Source organism: Acidovorax sp. SUPP950, assembly GCF_030158935.1.
Classification (GTDB): Bacteria; Pseudomonadota; Gammaproteobacteria; order Burkholderiales; family Burkholderiaceae_C; genus Paracidovorax.
Genome location: NZ_BQXE01000010.1, coordinates 1 through 22,395, shown reverse-complemented (window position 1 = coordinate 22,395; position 22,395 = coordinate 1). Strand labels below are relative to the sequence as shown.

19 protein-coding genes and 1 riboswitch are annotated in these 22,395 nt (G+C 70.0%); of the genes, 16 read left to right on the top strand and 3 right to left on the bottom strand.

Going from position 1 to position 22,395, the window contains the following annotated elements; all coding sequences use genetic code 11:
• Positions 1–2 precede the first annotated feature (2 nt).
• The 3 genes from AVME950_RS22940 to AVME950_RS22930 all read left to right on the top strand — a co-directional run bounded on the left by AVME950_RS22940 (position 3) and on the right by AVME950_RS22930 (position 3,013).
• Positions 3–503, top strand: a complete 501-nt coding sequence (locus AVME950_RS22940; RefSeq protein ID WP_272566755.1) for an LPS-assembly lipoprotein LptE — start codon at positions 3–5, stop codon at positions 501–503.
• 100 nt (positions 504–603) lie between these two features.
• Positions 604–1,656 carry a DNA polymerase III subunit delta gene (gene holA / locus AVME950_RS22935; protein WP_284407319.1) on the top strand — a complete coding sequence of 351 codons (1,053 nt, stop codon included), beginning with the start codon at positions 604–606 and terminating at the stop codon, positions 1,654–1,656.
• Positions 1,657–1,705: 49 nt separating this feature from the next.
• A complete protein-coding gene (locus AVME950_RS22930; protein ID WP_284431583.1) occupies positions 1,706–3,013 on the top strand; it encodes an NAD(P)/FAD-dependent oxidoreductase in 1,308 nt (435 codons plus the stop codon).
• Positions 3,014–3,047: 34 nt separating this feature from the next.
• On the opposite strand, the gene AVME950_RS22925 is transcribed toward AVME950_RS22930, so the two are convergent.
• Both AVME950_RS22925 and mntP read right to left on the bottom strand, forming a co-directional pair.
• Positions 3,048–3,350, bottom strand: coding sequence for a hypothetical protein (locus AVME950_RS22925; RefSeq protein ID WP_284431582.1), 303 nt, complete (start codon positions 3,348–3,350; stop codon positions 3,048–3,050).
• 25 nt (positions 3,351–3,375) lie between these two features.
• Positions 3,376–3,942, bottom strand: a complete 567-nt coding sequence (gene mntP / locus AVME950_RS22920) for a manganese efflux pump MntP (protein WP_284407316.1) — start codon at positions 3,940–3,942, stop codon at positions 3,376–3,378.
• Positions 3,943–3,957: 15 nt separating this feature from the next.
• A riboswitch (yybP-ykoY riboswitch) is annotated at positions 3,958–4,140 on the bottom strand.
• On the opposite strand from mntP, the gene AVME950_RS22915 reads away from it, so the two are divergent.
• A complete protein-coding gene (locus AVME950_RS22915) occupies positions 4,114–5,895 on the top strand; it encodes a sulfatase-like hydrolase/transferase (protein ID WP_502869447.1) in 1,782 nt (593 codons plus the stop codon). (Overlaps the previous riboswitch by 27 nt.)
• Positions 5,896–6,024: 129 nt before the next feature.
• Here AVME950_RS22915 and AVME950_RS22910 read toward each other — a convergent pair whose 3' ends face one another.
• Positions 6,025–6,414: a nuclear transport factor 2 family protein gene (locus tag AVME950_RS22910; RefSeq protein WP_284407315.1), complete on the bottom strand. Its 390-nt coding sequence runs from the start codon at positions 6,412–6,414 to the stop codon at positions 6,025–6,027.
• Positions 6,415–6,675: 261 nt separating this feature from the next.
• Here AVME950_RS22910 and AVME950_RS22905 point away from each other — a divergent pair, with 261 nt between their 5' ends.
• The 12 genes from AVME950_RS22905 (at position 6,676) to gshB (ending at position 22,272) form a co-directional block, all read left to right on the top strand.
• On the top strand, positions 6,676–7,914 hold the full coding sequence (locus tag AVME950_RS22905; protein ID WP_284409524.1) for an ABC transporter substrate-binding protein: 1,239 nt from the start codon (positions 6,676–6,678) through the stop codon (positions 7,912–7,914).
• Positions 7,915–7,966: 52 nt separating this feature from the next.
• Complete coding sequence (locus tag AVME950_RS22900) at positions 7,967–9,898, top strand: ABC transporter permease (protein WP_284431581.1); 1,932 nt, start codon at positions 7,967–7,969, stop codon at positions 9,896–9,898.
• Complete coding sequence (locus AVME950_RS22895; RefSeq protein ID WP_284407312.1) at positions 9,895–10,689, top strand: ABC transporter ATP-binding protein; 795 nt, start codon at positions 9,895–9,897, stop codon at positions 10,687–10,689. Before AVME950_RS22900 ends, AVME950_RS22895 begins: the two co-directional genes overlap by 4 nt.
• Positions 10,686–11,435: an ABC transporter ATP-binding protein gene (locus tag AVME950_RS22890; protein ID WP_284431580.1), complete on the top strand. Its 750-nt coding sequence runs from the start codon at positions 10,686–10,688 to the stop codon at positions 11,433–11,435. Before AVME950_RS22895 ends, AVME950_RS22890 begins: the two co-directional genes overlap by 4 nt.
• 8 nt (positions 11,436–11,443) lie before the next feature.
• A complete protein-coding gene (locus AVME950_RS22885) occupies positions 11,444–12,046 on the top strand; it encodes a nucleotidyltransferase family protein (protein WP_284431579.1) in 603 nt (200 codons plus the stop codon).
• Positions 12,047–12,206: 160 nt separating this feature from the next.
• Positions 12,207–13,487: a glutamate-5-semialdehyde dehydrogenase gene (locus tag AVME950_RS22880; RefSeq protein WP_284431578.1), complete on the top strand. Its 1,281-nt coding sequence runs from the start codon at positions 12,207–12,209 to the stop codon at positions 13,485–13,487.
• Positions 13,488–13,532: 45 nt separating this feature from the next.
• Complete coding sequence (gene trkA / locus AVME950_RS22875; protein WP_284431577.1) at positions 13,533–15,023, top strand: Trk system potassium transporter TrkA; 1,491 nt, start codon at positions 13,533–13,535, stop codon at positions 15,021–15,023.
• 43 nt (positions 15,024–15,066) lie between these two features.
• The gene (locus AVME950_RS22870) at positions 15,067–16,533 is read left to right on the top strand and encodes a TrkH family potassium uptake protein (RefSeq protein WP_272566776.1); all 1,467 of its coding nucleotides are present in this window, start codon (positions 15,067–15,069) and stop codon (positions 16,531–16,533) included.
• 127 nt (positions 16,534–16,660) lie between these two features.
• Positions 16,661–17,956, top strand: coding sequence for a glutamate--cysteine ligase (gene gshA, locus AVME950_RS22865; RefSeq protein ID WP_284431576.1), 1,296 nt, complete (start codon positions 16,661–16,663; stop codon positions 17,954–17,956).
• A 165-nt stretch (positions 17,957–18,121) separates the two neighbouring features.
• Positions 18,122–19,990, top strand: coding sequence for a potassium transporter Kup (locus tag AVME950_RS22860; protein WP_284401544.1), 1,869 nt, complete (start codon positions 18,122–18,124; stop codon positions 19,988–19,990).
• 117 nt (positions 19,991–20,107) lie between these two features.
• Positions 20,108–21,295 (top strand): benzoate/H(+) symporter BenE family transporter, encoded by a 1,188-nt coding sequence (locus tag AVME950_RS22855; RefSeq protein WP_284431575.1) that lies wholly within the window; start codon positions 20,108–20,110, stop codon positions 21,293–21,295.
• A gap of 23 nt (positions 21,296–21,318) precedes the next feature.
• Positions 21,319–22,272, top strand: a complete 954-nt coding sequence (gshB, locus tag AVME950_RS22850; protein WP_284431574.1) for a glutathione synthase — start codon at positions 21,319–21,321, stop codon at positions 22,270–22,272.
• Positions 22,273–22,395: the final 123 nt, after the last annotated feature.

Genomic DNA, 22,395 nt, shown 5'->3' with positions numbered 1-22,395 from the left:
CAATGCAAAAACGCACCCTCCTGTCGCTGCTGGCCGTGGCGCCCCTGGCCGCCTGCGGCTTTCACCTGCGCCGCGCGCCCGAGTTCCAGTTCCGCTCGCTCTACGTGGAGGCGGGCGGCGGCTCGCCCCTGGCGCGCGAGCTGCAGCGCACGCTGCAGGGCGCGGGCGGCAACCTCACGGTGCTGCGCGATCCCACGCAAAAGACCACGGCCGACGCCATTTTCGAGCTGCTGTCCGAGCAGCGCGAGCGCGTGGTGGTGGGCTACAACGCCTCGGGCCAGGTGCGCGAGTTGCAGTTGCGCCTGCGCATCCACTTTCGCCTGCGCAACCAGCAGGGCGCGGAGCTGATCCCCGACACCGAGCTGCTGCAGCAGCGCGACGTGAGCTACAACGAAAGCATCGCGCTCGCCAAGGAGGCCGAAGAGGCGCTGCTGTACCGCAACATGCAGACCGACCTCGTGCAGCAGCTGCTGCGCCGGCTCGCCGCGGCGCGCCCGGTTTGATGGTTGGCACCCTGATTGCTATTGATTTGATAGCTACGGCCGCATGTTTTTCTAGGGCGTGCGGCCTGTTTCATTCAAAGATCCTGCCCAGGCCGCTCCCATGCAAGTCGCTCTGAACCAGCTCGCCGCGCACCTGCAAAAGGGCGTGCGGTCGCTCTACACCCTGCATGGCGACGAGCCGCTCCTGCAGCAGGAGGCGGCCGACGCCATCCGCGCGGCGGCGCGGGCCCAGGGCTACACCGAGCGCAGCAGCCACACCGTGGCCGGCGCGCACTTCGACTGGAGCGCCGTGCTGGCGGCCGGCGGCTCGCTCTCCCTCTTTGCCGACAAGCAGATCGTGGAGATCCGCATTCCCTCGGGCAAGCCCGGCAAGGACGGCGGCGCCGCGCTGCAGCAGATCGCCGAGGCCGCGCAGGGCAACGACAGCACGCTGACCCTGGTGCTGCTGCCGCGCCTGGACAAGGCCACCCGCACCGGGGGCTGGTTCAGCGCGCTGGACGGCAGAGGCATCTCGGTGCAGATCGACCCGGTGGAGCGCGCCGCGCTGCCGCAGTGGATCGCCCAGCGCCTGTCGCTGCAGGGCCAGCGCGTGGCCGGCGGCGACGAGGGCCAGCGCACGCTGCAGTTCTTCGCCGACCGCGTGGAAGGCAACCTGCTTGCCGCGCACCAGGAGATCGCCAAGCTCGCGCTGCTGCACCCGCCCGGCGAGCTGTCGTGGGCGCAGGTCGAGGCGGCGGTGCTCAACGTGGCGCGCTACGACGTGTTCAAGCTCTCCGAGGCGGTGCTCTCGGGCCAGGTGGCCCGGGTGCAGCGCATGCTCGATGGCCTGCAGGCCGAGGGCGAGGCCGAAGTGCTGGTGCACTGGGCGCTGGCCGAGGACATCCGCGCCTTGAAGCGCGTGAAGGACGCGCTCAACGCCGGCAAGCCCCTGCCCATTGCCCTGCGCGAAAACCGCATCTGGGGCCCCAAGGAGCGCCTGTTCGAGCGCATCGCGCCGCGCTTTTCCGACGCCGCTGCAGCCCGGCTGCTGCAGTCCGCGCACACGGTGGACGGCATCGTCAAGGGCCTCAAGGCGCCCGACTGGCCCGCCGATGGCTGGCAGGCGCTGCAGCGGCTGGCGCTGCAGCTGTGCAAGGCCTGCGGGGCGCGCTGAGCGCCCGCAGCGCCTTTCGATCGCCTTGCCGACACCGCGTCCCACTCCCTTGCGCCTGCCGGCCGACGATGCCACCAACGGCTGGTCGGCCATCCTGCCGGCGCGCGCGCCGCGCCCGGCGCTGCAGGGCCCCGTGCGGGCCGACTGGCTGGTGCTGGGCGCCGGCTGCGCGGGCCTGGCCGCCGCGCGCCGCCTGGCCGAGCTGCGCCCGCACGCGCACGTGGTGCTGGTCGATGCGGGCATGGTGGGCGACAACGCCTCGGGCCGCAACTCCGGCTTCGCCATCGACGTGCCGCACAACGTGGGCAGTTCGCTCGAAGAGCTGCGCCAGGCCGCGCACTACCAGCGCCTGCTGGCCGCGGGCATGGCCGACCTGCAGCGGCACATCGCCGCGCACGCCATCGACTGCCAGTGGCGCCGCGCGGGCAAGTACCACTGTGCCGTGTCGCCCGCGGCCGGGCGCACGCTGGACCACCACGCCCAGGAGCTTTGCGCACTGGGCGAGCCGCACGAACGGCTGGACCGCGATGCGCTCGCCGCGCGCCTGGGCACGCGCTACTTCGCCGCCGGGCTGTACACGCCGGGCACGGTGCTGCTCAACCCGGCCGCGCTGTGCCGGGGCCTGGCCGATGCGCTGCCCGCCCAGGTCGCGCTGTACGAGAACACGCCCGTGCACGCGCTGCACATCGCCCCGCACGCGGTGGTGGCCCACACCGCGCAGGGGCGCATCGAGGCGCCGCAGCTCATCGTGGCCAGCAACGCCTTTGCGCAGCAGCTCGGCCTGTTCCAGGGCGAGACCTTTCCGCTGGCCACCTTCGGCTCGCTGAGCGCGCCGCTCACGCCCGCGCAGCGCGAGCGCCTGGGCGCACCGCAGGGCTGGGGCGTGACGCCGGTGAACGCCGTGGCCGGCGCCACGCTGCGCTACACCGACGACCACCGCCTGCTGGTGCGCCAGGGCTTCGAATACGCGCCGCGCTTTCGCGTGGCCGCCGCCGTACGCGAGCGCGTGCGGCGCGCGCACCGGGCCGTGTTCGATGCGCGGTTTCCGCAGCTGGCCGACGTGCCGCTCGCGCATTTCTGGGAAGGCGCCATCGCCATCACGCGCAACGGCGCGCCGCGCTGGGGGCGCTTTGCTTCCAACGTGCACGGCGTGGCGGGTTGCAACGGCGTGGGCATCGTCAAGCACACGGTGCTGGGCGCGCTCGCGGCCGATCTGGCGCTGGGCCAGGACCATCCGCTGATCGCCGACGCCCTGGCGCTGGGCACCCCTGCGCGCATGCCGCCCGCGCCGTTCCTGGGCCTGGGCGTGCGCGCCTACATCGCCCGGGAGAAGTGGGCAGGGCGCGCCGAGCGGTGACCGGGCGGTGGACGGTGCGCGGTGTCCGGCCCGGTCAGCCCGCCTGGCGCAGCACGTCCCCGGCCTTGTCCACCCACTGCTGCAGGCTGTCCAGCAGGTCCTTCTGGCTGAACGAGCAGCTTTCCTCGGAAAACAGCGCGCTCGATTCGAGGCGGTCGAGCAGGCCGTGCAGCACCTCGGCATAGCGCGGGGGCAGGGCGGCCAGCAGCGCGTCCTGCGCGCGGGCCGTGCTACTCAGTTCGGTGGCGCTGCCGCCCGGAGCACGGCAGCGGGCCAGGGCGGAGTCCAGCGTGGCCAGTTGCACGAGGGCGGTGGTGGTGTCGGAAAAACGGGTCATGCGGCAAGGGTAGCGCGGGCCGGGATCAGAACGTGGTCAGGTGCTCGTAAAGGATCACCGAGCCGATGCCGATCAGCAGCACGCCGCCCACGGCCTCGGCCCAGCGGCCTGCGATGTTGCCCAGCACCCGGCCGACCATCACGCCGATCGTGACCATGGCAAACGTCGCCAGGCCGATGGCGGCCGCCACGGGCAGGATGCCCACGTCGAGGAACGCCAGCCCCACGCCCACGGCCATCGCATCGATGCTGGTGGCAAAGCCGGTCACGGCCAGCAGCCAGAAGCCGTGGCGGGCGGGTTTTTCGGTTTCGGCATCGGGCGCCTGGAACGCCGCGTACACCATGCGCAGGCCGAGGATGGTCAGCAGCGTGAACGCGATCCAATGGTCCCATTCCTTCACGTAGCCCGAGGCGGCGTAGCCCAGCGCCCAGCCGGCGATCGGGGTGAGGGCCTCGATGACGCCGAAGATGGCGCCGGTGCGCAGGGCTTCGGACCAGCGGGGTTTCTGCAGGGCGCTGCCCTTGCCGACGGCGGCGGCGAAGGCGTCGGTGGACATGGCCAGCGCGAGCAAGGCGGTGGAGGCGAAATTCATGGTGGGGACGTCGTTGTACGGCCGGGCGAGCGCAAAGGCACGCCCCCGCTGCCCGACCTTTCGTCGCGGTGGCATGCCGATGGTCTCGCCAACCGCAACGGTTGCCGGCGCCACGGCATGCAGCATGCCGAGTGTGTTGACGCAGGCGCCTTCGTACAACGCTCGAAAGACATGGCACGAAAGCCGGCTACTCCCCAAGGGAGCGCGGATTATAGAAGCCCCTGCCGGCCTGGGGCCGTGCCGGCCCTGGCGCGTGCGGGGGCTTGGCCCGCTGTCAGAATCCGCGCCACCCCGACGAGCCGGATCCCGAACGTGCCAGACCCTTCCTCCCTTTCCGCGGCCCCCCCGCCCGCGCCGCGGCAGGCGCTGCGCGCCCTGGGCCTGGCCACCGCCACGGTGCTGGCGCTGGTGGCCCTCGGGCACGATGGCCGCCGCGTGGCGCAATTGATGGCGCTGGCCCTGCCCGCCCTGCTGTGGCTGGCCTGGCCGGTGCGCAGCGACGCCGTGCACCGGCTGCGCACCGCCGCCGTGTGGCTGTGGGCCATGGCCTTCGCGCTCGACGGCGTGGCACGCGCGTATCTGCTGGACGCCTACCAGGCCGCGCCCGACAGCACGCTGGTGCTCGGCGCGGCCGCCAACACCACGGGCCGCGAGAGCGCCGAATACCTGTCGATGCACTGGCGCTCGGTGGCCGTGTGGTCGGCGGCGCTGGTGGTCGCCGCGTGGCTGGTGGGCCGCAGCGCGCGCCGGGGCCTGCGCACCGCCGTGCGCTGGCCGCGAAGCCTGGTGGCGCTGCTGTGCGCGCTGCTGGCGCTCAGCGCCCTGGGCTATGCCAGCAAGCCGTGGCGCCGGCTGCACCCGGTCGCCTACTGGATGCACTGGAACGCGGCGGTCCACGGCCTGCGCAGCGGCTGGGCCGACCAGGAGCGCCAGCGCGGCGCCCTGCTGGAGCGGGCGCGGCAGGCGGCGCCCGCGGTCACGCGCCCCGGCCCGTCCACCGTGGTGCTGGTGGTGACCGACAGCATCAACCGCGACAACCTGGGCCTGTACGGCTACGCGCGCTCCACCACGCCGCGCCTGGAGGCGCAGCAGCGCGTGCTGGGCGGGGAGATGGCCGTGCTGCGCCATGCGTGGTCGGTCGATGCCAGCACGCTGCCCGCGCTGGCCAACATCTTCGGCTTCGGGCAGCCGGGCCGGGCCGACGGGCAGCACGTGCTGGCGCTGGCCCGCGCCGCGGGCTACAAGGTCTGGTGGATGAGCAACCACGACGACGTGGCGATCGAGCAGCAGCATGCGCGCCTGGCCGACGTGGTGGACATGGTCAACCGCACGCCGGGCCGCGCGGGCGCCTCGCTGGACGGCGAGCTGCTGGACTGCGTGCAGGAGGCGCTGGACGACCCCGCCGAGCGCAAGCTGATCGTGGTGCACCTGATGGGCGCGCACCCGCACTACCGGCTGCGCTTTCCGAGCGGCGACAACCCGTTCGACGACCACGTGGACGCGGTCGAGGCGCAACTGGCCGGCCAGGGCCGCTCGGCCTGGGTGCGGCGCTACCGCCAGCAGTACGACGCCGCCCTGCTGTACCACGACTTCGTGGTGTCCGAGACGCTGCAGCTGGCGCGCGCCGGGGCGCGGCCGGGCGAGTCCCGGGCGTGGATGTACCTGTCCGACCACGGCCAGGAGGTCGGACACGGCAGCGACCGCGCGGGCCACAGCCCCGCGACCGCCTCGGGCTACCGCATTCCCACGGTGATCTGGCGCAGCGCGGCGGCGCAGCCGGTGTCCGCCGCCACGGCGCAGCGGCCGTTTCGCGCCGACTGGGCGGCCTGGACCCTGGCCGATCTGCTGCACATCGGCTGGGCCGGTGCCATGCCGGAGCGCAACGTGCTGGACGACCGCTACCGCTGGGTGGCGCCGCAGCTGCCCGTGGCGGTGCCGTCGTTTTCGGAGTGAGGGCGGCGCAGGCGGGCATGCCTCTGGCTTTTGGATGCATGCCCCAATCGGGCTCCACCGCAATAATACCTAGGGCATGTAGCTATTAATTTAATAGCATCTGCCGGGGCATCGCTTTCGCGCCCGGAATCAGGCCATCGCACGATCGACCAGCAGGGTGTCGGTGAACTGCTCGAAGCGCACGATTCGCTCGCCCTGCACCTGCCACACGTGCGCCGCCCGCACCTGCATGGCCTTGCCCGTGCGGCCATGGGTGCCCGAGTAGCTGCCGACGCCCACGATGCGGTCGCCGCCATCGATCAACGTCTCCAGATCGAAGCGGTAGCCGATCCAGTCGGCGCCCAGCACCTTGAAAACTCTGTCGATCACCTGCTGAGGCCCCACCCAGGTGCCCGCGCATGGAAAACCCGCCATTTCGGTCCACTGCACGTCGGGCGCCATGTCGGCCATCATGGCGGCGATGTCCTGGCGGGCGGAGGCGGCGTAGTGGGCGGTGATGAGTTCGAAAGGCGTGCGCATGGAGATTCCGAAAGCAGTGAAGGACAGGCCGCCATGCCGAACGGGGCAGGGCGGTGGCGAGACGGTCCGGCATGTTTAACACGGCCGGCGCCCGCCGGGGTCGCCCGGGCCGGCCGCTACCCGGGACAATGCGATCCGCAAGGCCATGGAATCGCTGCGATTTTCGGGGCTGGGCCTGCGGTGGATGTGCCAGCATCGGGGGGTTGCGCCGGTGGACCCTCAGGAAAAGTCGGCCTGCCCTTTATTTCGCTAGGAGTTGTCATGAGCTTTCCCCACCGTTTCGTTGCGGGCGCCGGCGCGCGCTGGCTGGCTGCGGCCTGTGTCGCCGTGTTGGGCGCTTTTCCCGGTGTCCCCGCCTGGGCGCAGGGCACGATCAAGATCGGCGAGATCAACAGCTACAAGGCCCAGCCGGTGTTCCTGGAGGCCTACAAGAAGGGCATGCACCTGGCGGTGGACGAGGTCAATGCGGCGGGCGGCATCGGCGGCAGGAAGCTCGAACTGGTCACGCGCGACGACAACGCCAACCCCGGCGAGGCCGTGCGGCTGGCCGACGAGCTGGTCTCGCGCGAGCGGGTGGACATCCTGGCGGGCAGCTTCCTGTCGCACATCGGCCTGGCGCTGTCCGACTACGCCAAGCAAAAGAAGCGCTTCTTCCTGGCCAGCGAAGCGCTCACCGACAAGATCACCTGGCACAACGGCAACGCCTACACGTACCGCCTGCGCTCGTCCACCCACATGCTGTCGTCGGCCCTGGTGCCCGAGGCGCTCAAGCTCCAGAAAAAGCGCTGGGCCATCGTGTACCCCAACTACGAATACGGTCAGTCGGCGGTGGACACGTTCAAGAAGCGCATGAAGGCGCAGCAGCCCGGCATCGAGTTCGTCACCGAGCAGGCCGCGCCGCTGGGCAAGCTGGACGCCGGCAGCGTGGCCCAGGCCATCGCCGATGCCAAGCCCGACGCCATCTTCAACGCGCTGTTCGGCCCCGATCTGGCCAAGTTCGTGCGCGAAGGCACCACGCGCGGCCTGTTCAAGAGCACCCCGGTGGTCAGCCTGCTGACCGGCGAGCCCGAGTACCTGGAGCCGCTGCGCGACGAGGCGCCCGTGGGCTGGATCGTCACCGGCTACCCCTGGTACAGCATCGACACGCCGGCCCACAAGGCGTTCGTCGCGGCCTACCAGGCCAAGTACGGCAAGGAAGACCTGCGCCTGGGCGCGCTGATCGGCTACGACACCATCCAGTCCCTGGCCGCGGGCGTGAAGCGCGCGGGCGGCAAGACCGATGCCGAGTCGCTGGCCAAGGCGTTCAGCGGCCTCCAGGTGTCCACGCCCGACGGCCCCATCGAATACCGCGCGATCGACCACCAGTCCACGCTGGGCGTGTATGTGGGCAAGATCGCGCTCAAGGATGGCAAGGGCGTGATGGTCGACTACCGCTACGTGCCCGGCGATACCCTGCTGCCGCCCGAGGCCGAGGTGCGCGCGCTGCGCCCCGCGCCCTGACGCGCCGGCCTGCCGATCGCCCGCGACCCCGCCGCGCCCCGTTCCGCCCGCGATGGATTTCTCCGGCTTCCTGACCCAGCTGCTCAACGGGCTGGCCGAGGCGTCGTCGCTGTTTCTGGTGGCGGCCGGCCTGTCGCTGATCTTCGGGGTGACGCGCATCGTCAACTTCGCGCACGGCTCGTTCTACATGCTGGGCCTGTACCTGGCGTATTCGCTGGTGGAGCGCATGGCGGGCCTGGCCGGCGGGCCGCTGGGCTACTGGCTCGGCCTGCTGCTGGCGGCGCTGGCGGTGGGCGCCTTCGGCGCGCTGGTGGAGGTGGTGCTGCTGCGGCGCATCTACCGCGCGCCGGAGCTGTTCCAGCTGCTGGCCACGTTCGCGCTGGTGCTGGTGGTGAGCGACGCGGTGCTGTGGCTCTGGGGCCCAGAGGAACTGCTGGGCCGGCGCGCGCCGGGCCTGGCGGGCTCGATCGAGCTGATGGGCCGGCAGTACCCGGCCTACAACCTGTTCTTGATCGCCCTGGGCCCGCTGGTGCTGGGCCTGCTGTGGCTGCTGCTCACGCGCACCCGGTGGGGCACGCTGGTGCGCGCCGCCACGCAGGACCGCGAAATGCTCGGCGCCCTGGGCGTCAACCAGGCGTGGCTCTTCACGGGCGTGTTCGCGCTGGGCGCGATGCTCGCGGGGCTGGGCGGCGCGGTGCAGCTGCCGCGCGAGCCGGCCAGCCTGGCGCTGGACCTGCGCGCCATCGGCGAGGCGTTCGTGATCGTGGTGGTGGGCGGCATGGGGTCGATCCCGGGCGCCTACGTGGCCGCGCTGCTGATCGCCGAGATCAAGGCGCTGTGCGTGGGGCTGGGCACGGTGCAGTGGTTCGGCGTCGAGGTGTCGTTCTCCAAGCTCACGCTGGTGGTGGAGTTCCTGGTGATGGCCCTGGTGCTGGTGTTCCGGCCCTGGGGGCTGATGGGGCGGCCCCAGGCCGTGAGCCGCAACTCGGCGCCGGCGGAGGCGCCGCTGCGCCCGGGCACGCCGCTGTTCCGGGCCGCGGTGGTGGCCGTGCTGGCGGCCCTGGCCGCGCTGCCGCTGCTGTCGGCCTGGCTGCCGTATGCCACGGTGCTGGCGCAGGACGTGCTGGTGGCCGTGCTCTTCGCGGTGAGCCTGCACTTCATCATGGGCCCGGGCGGCCTGCATTCGTTCGGCCACGCGGCCTACTACGGGCTGGGCGCCTACGGCGCGGCGGTGCTGCTCAAGGCCTTCAGCATGCCCATGCCGCTGGCCATGGCGCTCGCGCCGCTGGTGGCCGGGGGCGGTGCGTTGGTCTTCGGCTGGTTCTGCGTGCGCCTGTCGGGCGTGTATCTGGCCATGCTGACCCTCGCGTTCTCGCAGATCGTGTGGTCGGTGGTGTTCCAGTGGGATGCCGTCACCGGCGGCTCCAACGGCCTGATCGGCGTGTGGCCCGCGCCGTGGCTGGGCGGCGCGGCCTACTACTACCTCACGCTGGCGCTGGTGGGGCTGTCGGTGTTCGCGCTGCGGCGCGTGCTGTTCGCGCCGTTCGGCTACGCGCTGCGCGCGGGGCGCGACTCGGCGCTGCGGGCCGAGGCGGTGGGCATCGACGTGCGGCGCGTGCAGTGGATGGCCTTCGTGATCGCGGGCGGGTTCGCCGGCCTGGCGGGCAGCTTGTTCGCGTTCTCCAAAGGCAGCATTTCGCCCGAGGCGGTGGCCGTGGGCCAGTCGGTGAACGGGCTGGTCATGGTGCTGCTGGGCGGCCTGCAAACCCTGCTGGGCCCCATCGTCGGCGCGGCGGCGTTCAGCGTGCTGCAGGACGCCATCCTGCGGGCCACGGAGTATTGGCGCGCTCTGTTCGGCGGGGTGATCCTGCTGCTGGTGCTGGCCTTCCCGCAGGGCATCGCGGGCTTCGCGCAGCAGATCGCGCAGCGCCGGGCCGAACGACCGGCGGCGGCGCCCGCCATCCCCGAAGGGCCGTCGCCATGACGCTGCTCCAGGTGCGCGGGCTGCGCAAATCCTATGGCGGCGTGCAGGCCGTCGATGGCATCGGCTTCGACCTGGCGGCGGGGGAATTGCTCGCGCTCATCGGACCCAACGGGGCGGGCAAGTCCACCACCTTCGACATGGTGGGCGGGCAGACGAAGGCCACGGCCGGCTCGGTGCAGCTGCAGGGGCGCGAGCTGCTGGGCCTGCCCCCCCGCGCCATCGCGCGCCTGGGCGTGGGCCGCACCTTCCAGATCGCGGCCACGTTCGCCTCGCTCACCGTGGTCGAGAACGTGCAGATGGCGCTGCTGTCGCACCACCGGCGCGTGTTCGCGCTCTGGCGGCCTGCTGCCTCGCACTACCGCGCCGAGGCGATGGCGCTCCTGGCCCAGGTCGGCATGGACGCGCAGGCCGGCCGCCCGTGCAGCGAACTGGCCTACGGCGACGTCAAGCGCGTGGAGCTGGCCCTGGCGCTGGCCAACGATCCGCAACTGCTGCTGATGGACGAGCCCACGGCCGGCATGGCGCCGCAGGAGCGCAGCGACCTCATGGCGCTCACCCGGCGGCTCGTGGCCGAGCGCCGCATGGCGGTGCTGTTCACCGAGCACAGCATGGACGTGGTGTTCGCCCATGCCGACCGCATCATCGTGCTGGCGCAGGGCCGGCTCATCGCCGAGGGCGATGCCCACGCGATCCGCAACCACCCCGGGGTGCAGGCGGTGTACCTGGGCGCCGGCACGACCTTCGGGGAAAAGAGCGGGCACCGGGAAGCGGTGCCGGAGGGCGCGGCATGACGGCCCCCGCGCCGACGCCACCGCCGCTGCTGCTGGAGGTCTCCGGCCTGAACGCCTGGTATGGCGCGGCGCACATCCTGTTCGACGTGTCGCTGCAGGTGCGCCGCGGCGAGGTCGTGGCGCTGATGGGCCGCAATGGCGCGGGCAAGTCCACCACCTTCAAGGCCATCATGGGGCTGCTCGCGCGGCGGCAGGGGCGGGTGGATTTTCTCGGCCGCCCGATCGCGGGGCTGGCGCCCTACGAGATCGCGCGGATGGGCCTGGGCTTCGTGCCCGAGGACCGGCGCGTGTTCGCCGACCTCACGGTCACCGAGAACCTGGAGGTCGGCCGCCAGCCGCCCCGGCACTGGCCCGACGGCAGCGAGGCGCCGTCCTGGACGCCCGCCGCGCTGTACCGGCTCTTTCCCAACCTGGGCGCCATGCAGGACCGGCCCGGCGGGCAGATGAGCGGCGGCGAGCAGCAGATGCTCACCGTGGCGCGCACGCTCATGGGCAACCCGTACCTGGTGCTGCTGGACGAGCCCTCCGAAGGGGTGGCGCCCGTGATCGTCGAGCAGATGGCGCAGACGATCCTGCAGCTCAAGGCCCGGGGCGCGAGCATCCTGCTGTCCGAGCAGAACGTGCGCTTTGCCGAGATGGTGTCCGACCGGGCCTATGTGCTGGAAAAGGGCCAGATCCGCTACGAGGGCCCGATCGAGGCGCTGTCGCGCAACGAGGACGTGCGCCGCGCGTACCTCGCGGTGTAGGCCGCGCCATGGACACCGCCTGCGACGAAGCCCTGCCCACGGCGCCGGCCCACGGCGTGGTCGGCGTGCTGCTGGCGGCCGGCCACGCGCGGCGCTTCGGCAGCGACAAGCGCCGCGTGCCCTGGCCCGGCCATGATTCGCTGATGGAGGCCGCGCTCGCGCCGCTGCAGGCCGTGTGCCCGCGCGTCGTCGCCGTGCTGCCGCCGGGCGATGCCTGGGGGCTGATGCGGTGCCGCCGCCTGCAGGTCGAGGTGGCGTGGTCGTTCCGGCGCGGCGATGGGCTGGCGGCCTCGCTGTCGGCCGCCCTGCCGCTGGTGCGCGGCGCGCCGGCCATCGTGGTCGCGCTGGCCGACATGGGGGACGTGCGGGCGGCCACCGTGCGCGCGCTCATCGCGGCCTGGCAGCGCCAGCCGGGGCAGCCCGTGCTGCCGGTGTTCGGCGGCCAGCCCGGCAATCCGCGGCTGATCCCGGCAGTGCTGTATCCCCGGCTGGAGGGACTGTCGGGCGACGACGGCGTGCGCCGTGCGCTCGACTGGGCGGCCGCGCAGCGCTGCGCGGTGGACGACCCTGGCGTGCTGCGCGATCTGGACACGCCCGCCGGACTGGGGTGACGGCAGCGGTCCCGGAAAGGGTTCGGGGTCGAACCGGGCTCCAGTGCAATCAGTACTAGGGCATCGTGCTATCAATTTGGTAGTGATTTCGCTCTCGAGGGTGAGCGGCGCGACAGCCCTGCGTTTCCGCGGCCGCGGCAACTGCGTCAAAATCACGCCCATGAACGCGCTCCACATCGCCGAATACACCCATGGCCTCGGCATCCAGGCAAAAGCGGCTTCCGCGCAGATGGCGCGGGCGCCCTCGGCGGTCAAGAGCCGGGCCCTGCTCGCCCTGGCCCGCCTGCTGCGCGAGCAGACCGCCCCGCTGCAGGAAAGCAACGCCCGCGACCTGGAGCGCGCCCGCGCCGCCGGCCTGGCCGAGCCCATGGTCGACCGCCTGAAGCTCACCCCCAAGGTGCTGGAAACCTGCGCGCTCGGCTGCGAGCAGCTCGCCGCCATGGGCGACGTGATCGGCGAGATCACCGGCATGCGCCAGCAGCCCAGCGGCATCCGTGTCGGCCAGATGCGCGTGCCCATCGGCGTGTTCGGCATGATCTACGAGAGCCGCCCCAACGTGACCATCGAGGCCGCCAGCCTCAGCATCAAGAGCGGCAACGCCTGCATCCTGCGCGGCGGCTCCGAGGCCATCGACTCCAACAAGGCCCTGGCGGCCCTGGTGCAGCAGGCCCTGGCCGAGGCCGGCCTGCCCGAGGACGCGGTGCAGCTGGTGCAGACCACCGACCGCGAGGCCGTGGGCCACCTGATCGCCATGCCCGAGTACGTGGACGTCATCATCCCGCGCGGCGGCAAGGGCCTGATCGAGCGCATCAGCCGCGACGCCAAGGTGCCGGTCATCAAGCACCTGGACGGCAACTGCCACACCTATGTGGACGACCCCTGCGACATCGCCATGGCGGTGAAGGTGGCCGACAACGCCAAGACGAACAAGTACAGCCCGTGCAACGCCAGCGAGAGCCTGCTGGTGGCGCGCGGCGCGGCGGCCGCCTTTTTGCCGCAGATCGGCGCGGTCTATGCCGCCAAGGGCGTGGAGATGCGCGGCTGCCCCGAATCGCTCGCCCTGCTGGCCGGCGTGCCGGGCGCGAAGCTGGTGCCTGCCACCGAGCAGGACTGGAGCGAGGAATACCTCGCCCCGATCATCAGCGTGAAGGTGGTGGACGGCCTGGACGAGGCCATCGCCCACATCAACCGCTACTCCAGCCACCACACCGACGCCATCCTCACCACCCACCACGGCCACGCCCAGCGCTTCCTGCGCGAGGTGGATTCGGCCAGCGTGATGGTCAACGCCAGCACCCGGTTCGCCGACGGCTTCGAGTACGGGCTGGGCGCCGAGATCGGCATCAGCACCGACAAGTTCCATGCCCGCGGCCCGGTGGGCATCGAGGGCCTGACCTCGCTCAAGTACGTGGTGCTGGGCGAAGGCGAAGTGCGCGGCTGACGGTCCCCATCGAGCCTGCGGTCCGGTCCAGCCCAAAACACTGACATGAAAATCATCATCCTCGGCGCGGGCCGCGTCGGCTGTAGCGTGGCCGACAGCCTCGTGTCCGAGCAGAACGACATCACCGTCATCGACACGGACGCCCAGCGCCTGCGCGATCTGGAATCGCGCTTCGACCTGCGCGGCGTGGTGGGCAACGGCATCGACCCCGAGGTGCTGGCCGAGGCCGGCGCGCGCGACACCGACCTGCTGATCGCCTGCGCCGCGCAGGACGAGACCAACCTCGTGTGCTGCAAGGTCGCCCAGCTGCTCTTCAACGTGCCCACGCGCATCGCGCGGGTGCGCTCCTCCGGCTTCGAGCACGACCGCGAGCAGGCCGCGCTGCTGCTGGGCAAGGACGGCTTCGCGGTGGACCGCATCATCTGCCCCGAGGAATCGCTGACGCGCTACATCGGCAAGCTGGTGGAGTACCCCGAGGCGCTGCAGGTGCGCGAATTCGCCGGCGGCCGGGCCTGCCTGGTGTCGGTGCGCGTGCGGGCCGGCGCGACCGTGGCGGGCGTGCGCATCGCCGACATGCGGGCCGGCATCCCGGACGTGGCCATGCGCATGGTGGCCATCTACCGCCGCTTTCCCGAAGAGCCCGACCGCTTCATCGCCTGCGACGGCGACACGCGCATCGCGGCGGGCGACGAGGTCTTCGTGCTGTCCGCGCGCGAGCACATCCCCCAGGTGCTGGCCGCCATGCACCAGCGCGACGGCCAGCCCGCGCGGGCGGTGCGCCGCATCATGATCGCCGGCGGCGGCCGCGTGGGCCTGCGCCTGGCGCGGCAGCTGGCGCAGCGGGGGCGCTTTCACATCAAGGTGATCGAGGGCGATCCGGACCGCTGCGTCGAGCTGGCCTCCACGCTGCCCTCCGAGGTGCTGGTGCTGCAGGGCGATGCCACGGACGAAGACCTGCTGGGCGACGAGAACGTCGAGGAGGTGGACCTGTTCCTCGCGCTCACCGACGACGACGAGGACAACATCATGGCCTGCCTGCTGGCCAAGCGCATGGGCGCGAGCCGCGTGCTGGCGCTGATCAACCGGCGCTCCTACGCCGACCTGATGCACGGCACGCAGATCGACATCGCGCTGTCGCCCGCGCAGGCCATGCTGGGCGAGTTGCTGGCCTACGTGCGCCGTGGCGACGTGCAGGCCGTGCACAGCCTGCGCCGGGGCGTGGCCGAGGCGCTGGAGATCGTGGCGCGCGGCGACCGCAAGAGCTCGCGCGTGGTGGGCCGCAAGGTCGGCGACCTGCACCTGCCGCCCGAGGTGCACATGGGGCTGATCGTGCGGGGGCTGTCCGGCGCGGAGCCGGGGGCGGATGCGGCGCCGGCCGATGGCGATGGCCCGGACGCCTTCGCCGAACCCCAGGTCATCATCCCGCGCAGCCACACGGTGATCGAAAGCGGGGACCACGTGGTGTTCTTCCTGCCGAACAAGCGGCTGGTGCGCGATGTGGAAAAGGCCTTCCGCCTGGGCGCGACGTTCTTCTGAGCCTGCGCCCCCGACCCTCTTCGTTTCCTTCCACACCGACACCATGGCGGACCTTCTTCCCGTTCTGCGCGTGCTGGGCGCGCTGCTCGCCCTGTTCTCGCTGGCTTTCGGCGTGCCGCTGGCGGCCTCCTGGTGGACGGGCGACGGCCTGTGGCCGCAATACGCCGGCGCCCTGGCGGCCACGCTGCTGTGCGGCGGCGGGCTGTGGGCGGGTCTGCGCCACCAGGCGCGCGAACTGCAGCCGCGCCACGGCATCATCCTCGTCGCGCTCGTGTGGGTGGTGCTGCCGCTCTTCGCCGCGCTGCCGCTGCTGCTGGCCATGCACCAGATCGGCCGGCCGATATCGTTCACGCATGCGTACTTCGAGGCCGTCTCGGGCCTGACCACCACGGGCGGCACCGTGCTGACGGGGCTGGATGCGCTGCCGCTGTCGATCAACGTGTGGCGCACCTTCATGCAGTGGCTGGGCGGCATGGGCATCCTGATCCTGGCGGTGGCTGTGCTGCCGCTGCTGGGCGTGGGCGCCAGCCAGCTCTTCAAGGCCGAGGCCGCCGGCCCGGTCAAGGACACCAAGCTCACCCCGCGCATGACCGAAACCGCCAAGGGGCTGTGGGGCGTGTACGTGCTCTTTTCGCTGGCGTGTGCGCTGGCCTACTGGCTGGGCGGCATGCCGCCGGCCGATGCCGTCATGCACATGTTCACCACGGTGAGCCTGGGCGGGCTGTCGTCGCACGACAGCAGCTTCGGCCATTTCCAGTCGCCGTTGCTCGAATCCATCGCGGTGGTGTTCATGGTGGTGGCCAGCTGCAACTTCGCGCTGTATTTCGTCGCGCTGCGCAAGGGCCACTGGCGCAGCCTGTGGTGCGACCCCGAGATGCGCGCCACCGTGCTCACGCTGCTGGGCGGCGGTTTGTTCGTCGCGCTGCTGCTGTGGGCCAAGGACGTCTATGCGCCGCTGGCGGCGCTGCGGCACGGGTTCTTCCATGTGGTGTCGGTCGCCACGACGACGGGCTTTGCCACCACCGACTACCTGGCCTGGCCGGTGTTCGCGCCGATCTTCATGCTCATGCTGTCGGGCGTGGCCACCAGCGCGGGATCGACCGGCGGCGGCATCAAGATGGTGCGCATGCTGATCCTGCTGAAGCAGGCCCGCCGCGAGATGACGCGCCTGGCCCACCCCCGCGCCGTGCAGCCCGTGCGCCTGGGCCGCGCGGTGGTGGACCACCGCATGATCTTCTCGGTGCTGGCGTTCATGCTGGTCTACGGCGCCACGGTCACGGTGCTGAGCATGGTGCTGCTGTTGACCGACCTGGACCTGGTGAGCGCGTTCTCCGCCGTGCTGGCCAGCGTCAACTGCACGGGGCCGGGCCTGGGGCTGCTCGGGCCGTCGGCCACCTACGCGGTGCTCACCGAGTTCCAGCTCTGGGTCTGCACCCTGGCCATGCTGCTCGGGCGGCTGGAGATCCTGAGCTTCATGGTGCTGCTCACCCCGGCGTTCTGGCGGCGGTAGCCGGGGGCGGCCCGGGCGGGCTAGGGCGGCGCACCGCTGGCGAAAGCCGGCGGCCGGGGTTGCGAAGCCGGGGCGCGTCCCCATATCCCTACAATTCAACGCGTCTTTCGTCTTCCGAGGGCTTTTCATGGTTCCGCATCTCATCACCGCCCTCACGGGACCGATCAACGAGCTCGAACAGCGCATTCTCGATTCCATGCCCGCGATCGAGCGGTGGTTCCGCCTGGAGTGGATGGAGCACACGCCCCCGTTCTATACGTCGGTGGACATCCGCAATGCCGGCTTCAAGCTCGCTCCGGTGGACACCAACCTGTTTCCCGGCGGCTGGAACAACCTGACCACCGACATGCTGCCCCTGGCCGTGCAGGCGGCCATGGCGGCCATCGAGAAGATCTGCCCCGAGGCCCGCAACCTGCTCATCGTGCCGGAGAACCACAGCCGCAACACGTTCTACCTGGCGAACGTGATCCAGCTGCAGCGCATCTTCAACATGGCGGGGCTCAACGTGCGCGTGGGCTCCATCAGCCCCGAGATCAAGAAGCCCACCACGGTGACCCTGCCCAACGGCGATTCCGTCACGCTCGAGCCCGTGGTCCGCACCAAGGGGCGCCTGGGGCTCAAGAACTTCGACCCCTGCACCATCTTGCTCAACAACGACCTCTCGGCCGGCCCCCCGGGCATCCTGGAGGACATCCACGAGCAGTACCTGCTGCCGCCGCTGCACGCCGGCTGGAGCGTGCGCCGCAAGAGCCGCCATTTCCAGAGCTACGAGGAAGTGTCCAAGCGCTTCGGCAAGCTGCTGGGCATCGACCCGTGGCTCATCAACCCGCTGTTCAGCCGCTGCGAAGGCGTCGACTTCAACGAAGGCACGGGCATGGAGGGGCTGCGCGCGGCCGTCGATGCGCAGCTGGGCAAGGTGCGCCGCAAGTACAAGGAATACGGCATCAACGAAAAGCCCTTCGTCTTCGTCAAGGCCGACAACGGCACCTACGGCATGGGCATCATGACCGTGCGCGACGCCAAGGACCTGGACGCGCTCAACCGCAAGACCCGGAACAAGATGGCCGTCATCAAGGACGGGCAGGCGGTGAGCGACGTGATCATCCAGGAAGGCGTGCTCACCCAGGAGCGGGTGCACGAGGCCGTGGCCGAGCCGGTCGTCTACATGATGGACCGCTACGTGGTCGGGGGCTTTTACCGCATGCATGCCGAGCGCGGCGTGGACGAGAACCTCAACGCCCCCGGCGCGAGCTTCGTGCCCCTGGCCTTCGAGCACAGCACGCACCTGCCCCAGCCCGGCGCCCGCCCCGGCGCCAGCGCGCCCAACCGCTTCTATATGTATGGCGTGGTGGCGCGCCTGGCGATGCTCGCCGCCAGCTACGAGCTGGAAGCCACCAACCCCGAGGCCGAGATCTACGACTGACGGCCCCGCGGCCACGCTCGGGCAGGGGAGGGGGCGGCCGTGGCCGCCTCAGTTGCTGCATTGCAACAGCCGGGCGGGGGCCGAACCATCGGGGGCGAGCCGCGCCACAATAGCGGTCCCCCAATATCGGAATCCCGGTTGGCCCCGGTGCCAGCGGGCCAGTCTGTGCAAAGTTCCAAGTCCTCGCTCGCGGCGCTCACCCTGGGCGCCATCGGCGTCGTGTATGGCGATATCGGCACCAGCGTGCTGTATGCGGTCAAGGAGGTGTTCGGCTCGGGACACGTGGCCTTCACGCCCCAGAACGTCTACGGCATCCTGTCCATCTTCTTCTGGACGCTGACCACCATCGTCTCGCTCAAATACGTGGTGCTGGTCCTGCGGGCCGACAACAACGGGGAAGGCGGGCTCATCGCCATGCTGGCGCTGGCCTCCCAGGCGGTGAAGGACAAGCCCCGGCTGCGCAGCGTGCTGCTGTGCATCGGCATCTTCGGCACCTCGCTCTTCTATGGCGACGGGGTCATCACCCCGGCCATCTCGGTGCTGTCAGCGGTCGAGGGGCTCGAAGTGGTGTCGCCGCACTTCGGCAAGGCCGTCATCCCGCTTACCCTTGTCGTGCTGTTTTGCCTGTTCGCGGTGCAAAAACGCGGCACCGGCGGCATCGGGCGCTACTTCGGGCCCATCACCCTGGTGTGGTTCCTGAGCCTGGCCGCCCTGGGCATTCCGCACATCATCGGCCACCCCGAAATCTTGGGCGCCCTGAGCCCGCACCATGCGCTGGGCTTCATCTGGAACAACCCGGGCACCAGTTTCATCGTGCTGGGCGCGGTGGTGCTGTGCGTGACCGGCGCCGAGGCGCTCTACGCCGACCTGGGCCACTTCGGGAAGAAACCCATCCGCCTGGCCTGGTTCAGCGTGGCGATGCCGGCGCTCACCATCAACTACTTTGGTCAGGGCGCGCTGCTGCTGGCCGAGCCCGAGGCGGTGAAGAACCCGTTCTACATGATGGCCCCCGACTGGGCGCTGATCCCGCTGGTCATCATGGCCACCATGGCGACCGTCATCGCCTCGCAGGCGCTCATCACCGGCGCCTTCAGCGTGACCAAGCAGGTCATCCAGCTCGGCTACCTGCCGCGCCTGAACATCCTGCACACCAGCGTGCGGGACACGGGCCAGATCTACATCCCGTTCGTCAACTGGATGCTGTTCGTTGCCATCGTGCTGGCGGTGGTCATGTTCCGCTCCAGCAGCAACCTGGCGGCGGCCTACGGCATCGCGGTCACGCTGGACATGCTCATCACCACCGTGCTCACCTTCTTCGTGATCCGGTACGGCTGGAAGTACCCGCTCGCCCTGTGCGTCGCGGCCACGGGCTCGTTCTTCGTGGTGGACCTGGCCTTCTTCAGCTCCAACCTGCTCAAGCTGTTCCAGGGCGGTTGGTTCCCGCTGCTGATCGGCGGCATCGTCTTTACCCTGATGATGACCTGGAAGCGCGGGCGCGAGCTGCTCAACGAAAAGCTGCGCGACGACTCCCTGGACCTGCGCGACTTCCTTACCGCCGTCTTCGTCAGCCCGCCCACCCGGGTGGACGGCACCGCCGTCTTCCTGACGGCCGAGACGGGCTCGGTGCCCAATGCGCTGCTGCACAACCTCAAGCACAACAAGGTGCTGCACGAGCAGAACCTGTTCGTGACCGTGCGCAGCCACGAGGTCCCCTGGATCGGGCTGGACCGGCGGCTGCAGGTCGAACCCCTGGGCGGCGACTGCTGGCAGGTGATCGTGCACTACGGCTTCAAGAACGATCCCGACCTGCCTGGCGCCCTGGCGCTGATGCGCGGGCGCGGCTGCGAGCTGGAACCCATGACCACCAGCTACTTCCTGTCGCGCGATGTCGTCATCCCCACGATCGGCAGTGGCATGGCACCGTGGCGCGAGAAGCTCTTCGCGCAGATGCACCACAACGCGAGCGGCGCCGCCGGCTTCCTGAACCTGCCGGGCAATGCGGTGGTGGAGCTGGGCTCCAAGATCGAGATTTGAGAATTCATGGGCTTTTCTGCCGCATGCCGGCGGTTTGATTGCCCTTAATGCTATTAAGTTAATAGCAATTCGACCAGATCGAGGTCGGGCCGGCGGCCGGTGACAGAATCGCGGCCCATGTCCTTCTTCAAAGACCTGAGCCTTTCGACCGCCACCGCGGGCTTCGTTTCCGTCCTGGTGGGCTTCACCAGTTCGGTGGCCATCGTGTTCCAGGCGGCGCAGGCGTTCCAGGCCACGCCGGCGCAGATCACCTCCTGGATGTGGGCCCTGGGCCTGGGGATGGGACTGTGTTCGCTGGTGCCGTCGCTGCTGCTGCGCCAGCCCGTCATGGTGGCCTGGTCCACGCCGGGCGCGGCCGTCCTGGCCACCGCGGGGCTCGCGGGCGGGTTCAGCATGGGGGAGGCGGTCGGTGCCTTCATGGCCTGCGCGGTGCTGATCGCGCTGGCCGGTGCCACTGGCTGGTTCGAGCGCATCATGGGCCGCATTCCCATGGAAATCGCCTCGGCGCTGCTGGCCGGCGTGCTTGCCCGGTTCGGCATGCAGGCCTTTTCCTCGGCCAACACCGCCCTGCCGCTGGTGCTGCTCATGCTGGTCTGCTATCTGGTGCTGCGCCGGCTGCTGCCGCGCTATGCGGTGGTCGCGACGCTCGCGGTGGCCGTGGCTTTTTCGGCCGGCAGCGGGCAGATGGCCTGGTCCGCCGTCCACTTCGAGCTGGCCGCGCCCGTGTTCATGGCGCCGCAGTTCAGCCTGCCGGCGCTGATCAGCCTGGCGCTGCCGCTCTTCGTGGTCACCATGGCGTCGCAGAACCTGCCGGGCGTGGCGGTCATGCGCGCGACCGGCTACCGGTTGCCCGTTTCGCGCTTGGTCACCCTGACCGGCCTGGCCACGCTCGTGCTCGCGCCCTTCGGGGCCTTCGCGCTCAACTTCAGCGCGATCACCGCCGCCCTGTGCATGGGCCCCGAAGCGCATGAAGATCGCACCCGCCGCTATACCGCGGCCGTCACCTGCGGGTTCCTGTACATCGTGATCGGCATCTTCGGCGCGGTCATCACCGGGTTGCTCAGCGCGTTCCCGAAGGAGCTGGTCAGCACCATCGGGGGGCTGGCGCTGCTCGGCACCATCGGCACCGGCCTGGCGTCGGCGCTCAAGGAGGATTCGCATCGGGAGGCGGCGGTCATCACCTTCCTCGTCACGCTGAGCGGTGTGGCCATTGCGGGCATCGGTTCGGCCTTCTGGGGCGTGGCGGCCGGCAGCCTCGCGCTATTTGTGCAACAGTACGGCCGCAAGCGCGCACCGGGCGCATAGCCGATCCCTTCCTTTCGCAGACCATGAACATCCTCTTCATCGCCGATCCGCTCGAACATTTCAAGATCTACAAGGACACCACCTTTGCCATGATGCGCGAGGCCCAGCGGCGCGGCCATGCGATTTCCGTGTGCCAGCCCTCGCAAATCGCGTGGCAGCGCGGCGGGCAGGTGATGGCGCGGGTGCAGGACATCGTGCTCACCGGGCAGCCCGAGGCGTGGTTTACCGTTCAGGGCCACCGCGAAGTGCCGTTGGCGGGCTTCGGTTGCGTGCTCATGCGCAAGGACCCTCCTTTCGACAGTGAGTATTTCTACGCGACCCACCTGCTGGAGCAGGCCGAAAGGGAGGGCGCACGCGTGTTCAACAAGCCCCGGGCGCTGCGCGACCATCCGGAGAAGCTGGCGATCATGGAGTTTCCGGAGTTCATCGGCCCCACGCTGGTAACGCGAGATGCTGAAGACATCCGCCGCTTCCATGCGGAACACCGGGACATCATCCTCAAGCCGCTCGACGGCATGGGGGGCATGGGCATCTTCCGCGTGAAGGAGGATGGCCTGAACCTGGGAAGCATCATCGAAACCCTCAATAAGGAGGGCTCGCAGAGCGTGATGGTGCAGAAATTCCTGCCGGAGATCGTCGACGGCGACAAACGCATTCTCATCATCGGGGGCAAGCCTGTTCCTTATTGCTTGGCGCGCATTCCCCAGGGCACGGAGGTCCGGGGCAACCTGGCGGCGGGCGGTAAGGGCGTCGCCAAGCCTTTGACGGAAAGAGACATGGAGATCGGTCAATCGCTGGGCGCTGTTCTTCAGAGCCGGGGACTGCTGCTGGCCGGCGTCGACGTGATCGGTACGTGCGTCACAGAAATCAACGTCACCAGCCCCACCTGTTTCCAGGAGATCTACGACCAAACAGGATGCGATGTGGCCGCGTTGTTCGTGGATGCGTTGGAGGCTGAGGTTGGCGGAGGGGGTTGATGACAATTTTTTGTCATCTTTCTCCTACGGGGGTGAGGAAAGTGGTCTATACTTGCGGGCTTGGCAGGTGAGACGGATGACTGAGTTGTTCGGAGAGTCTGACAAGAAAGGTTGGTTTTGAGT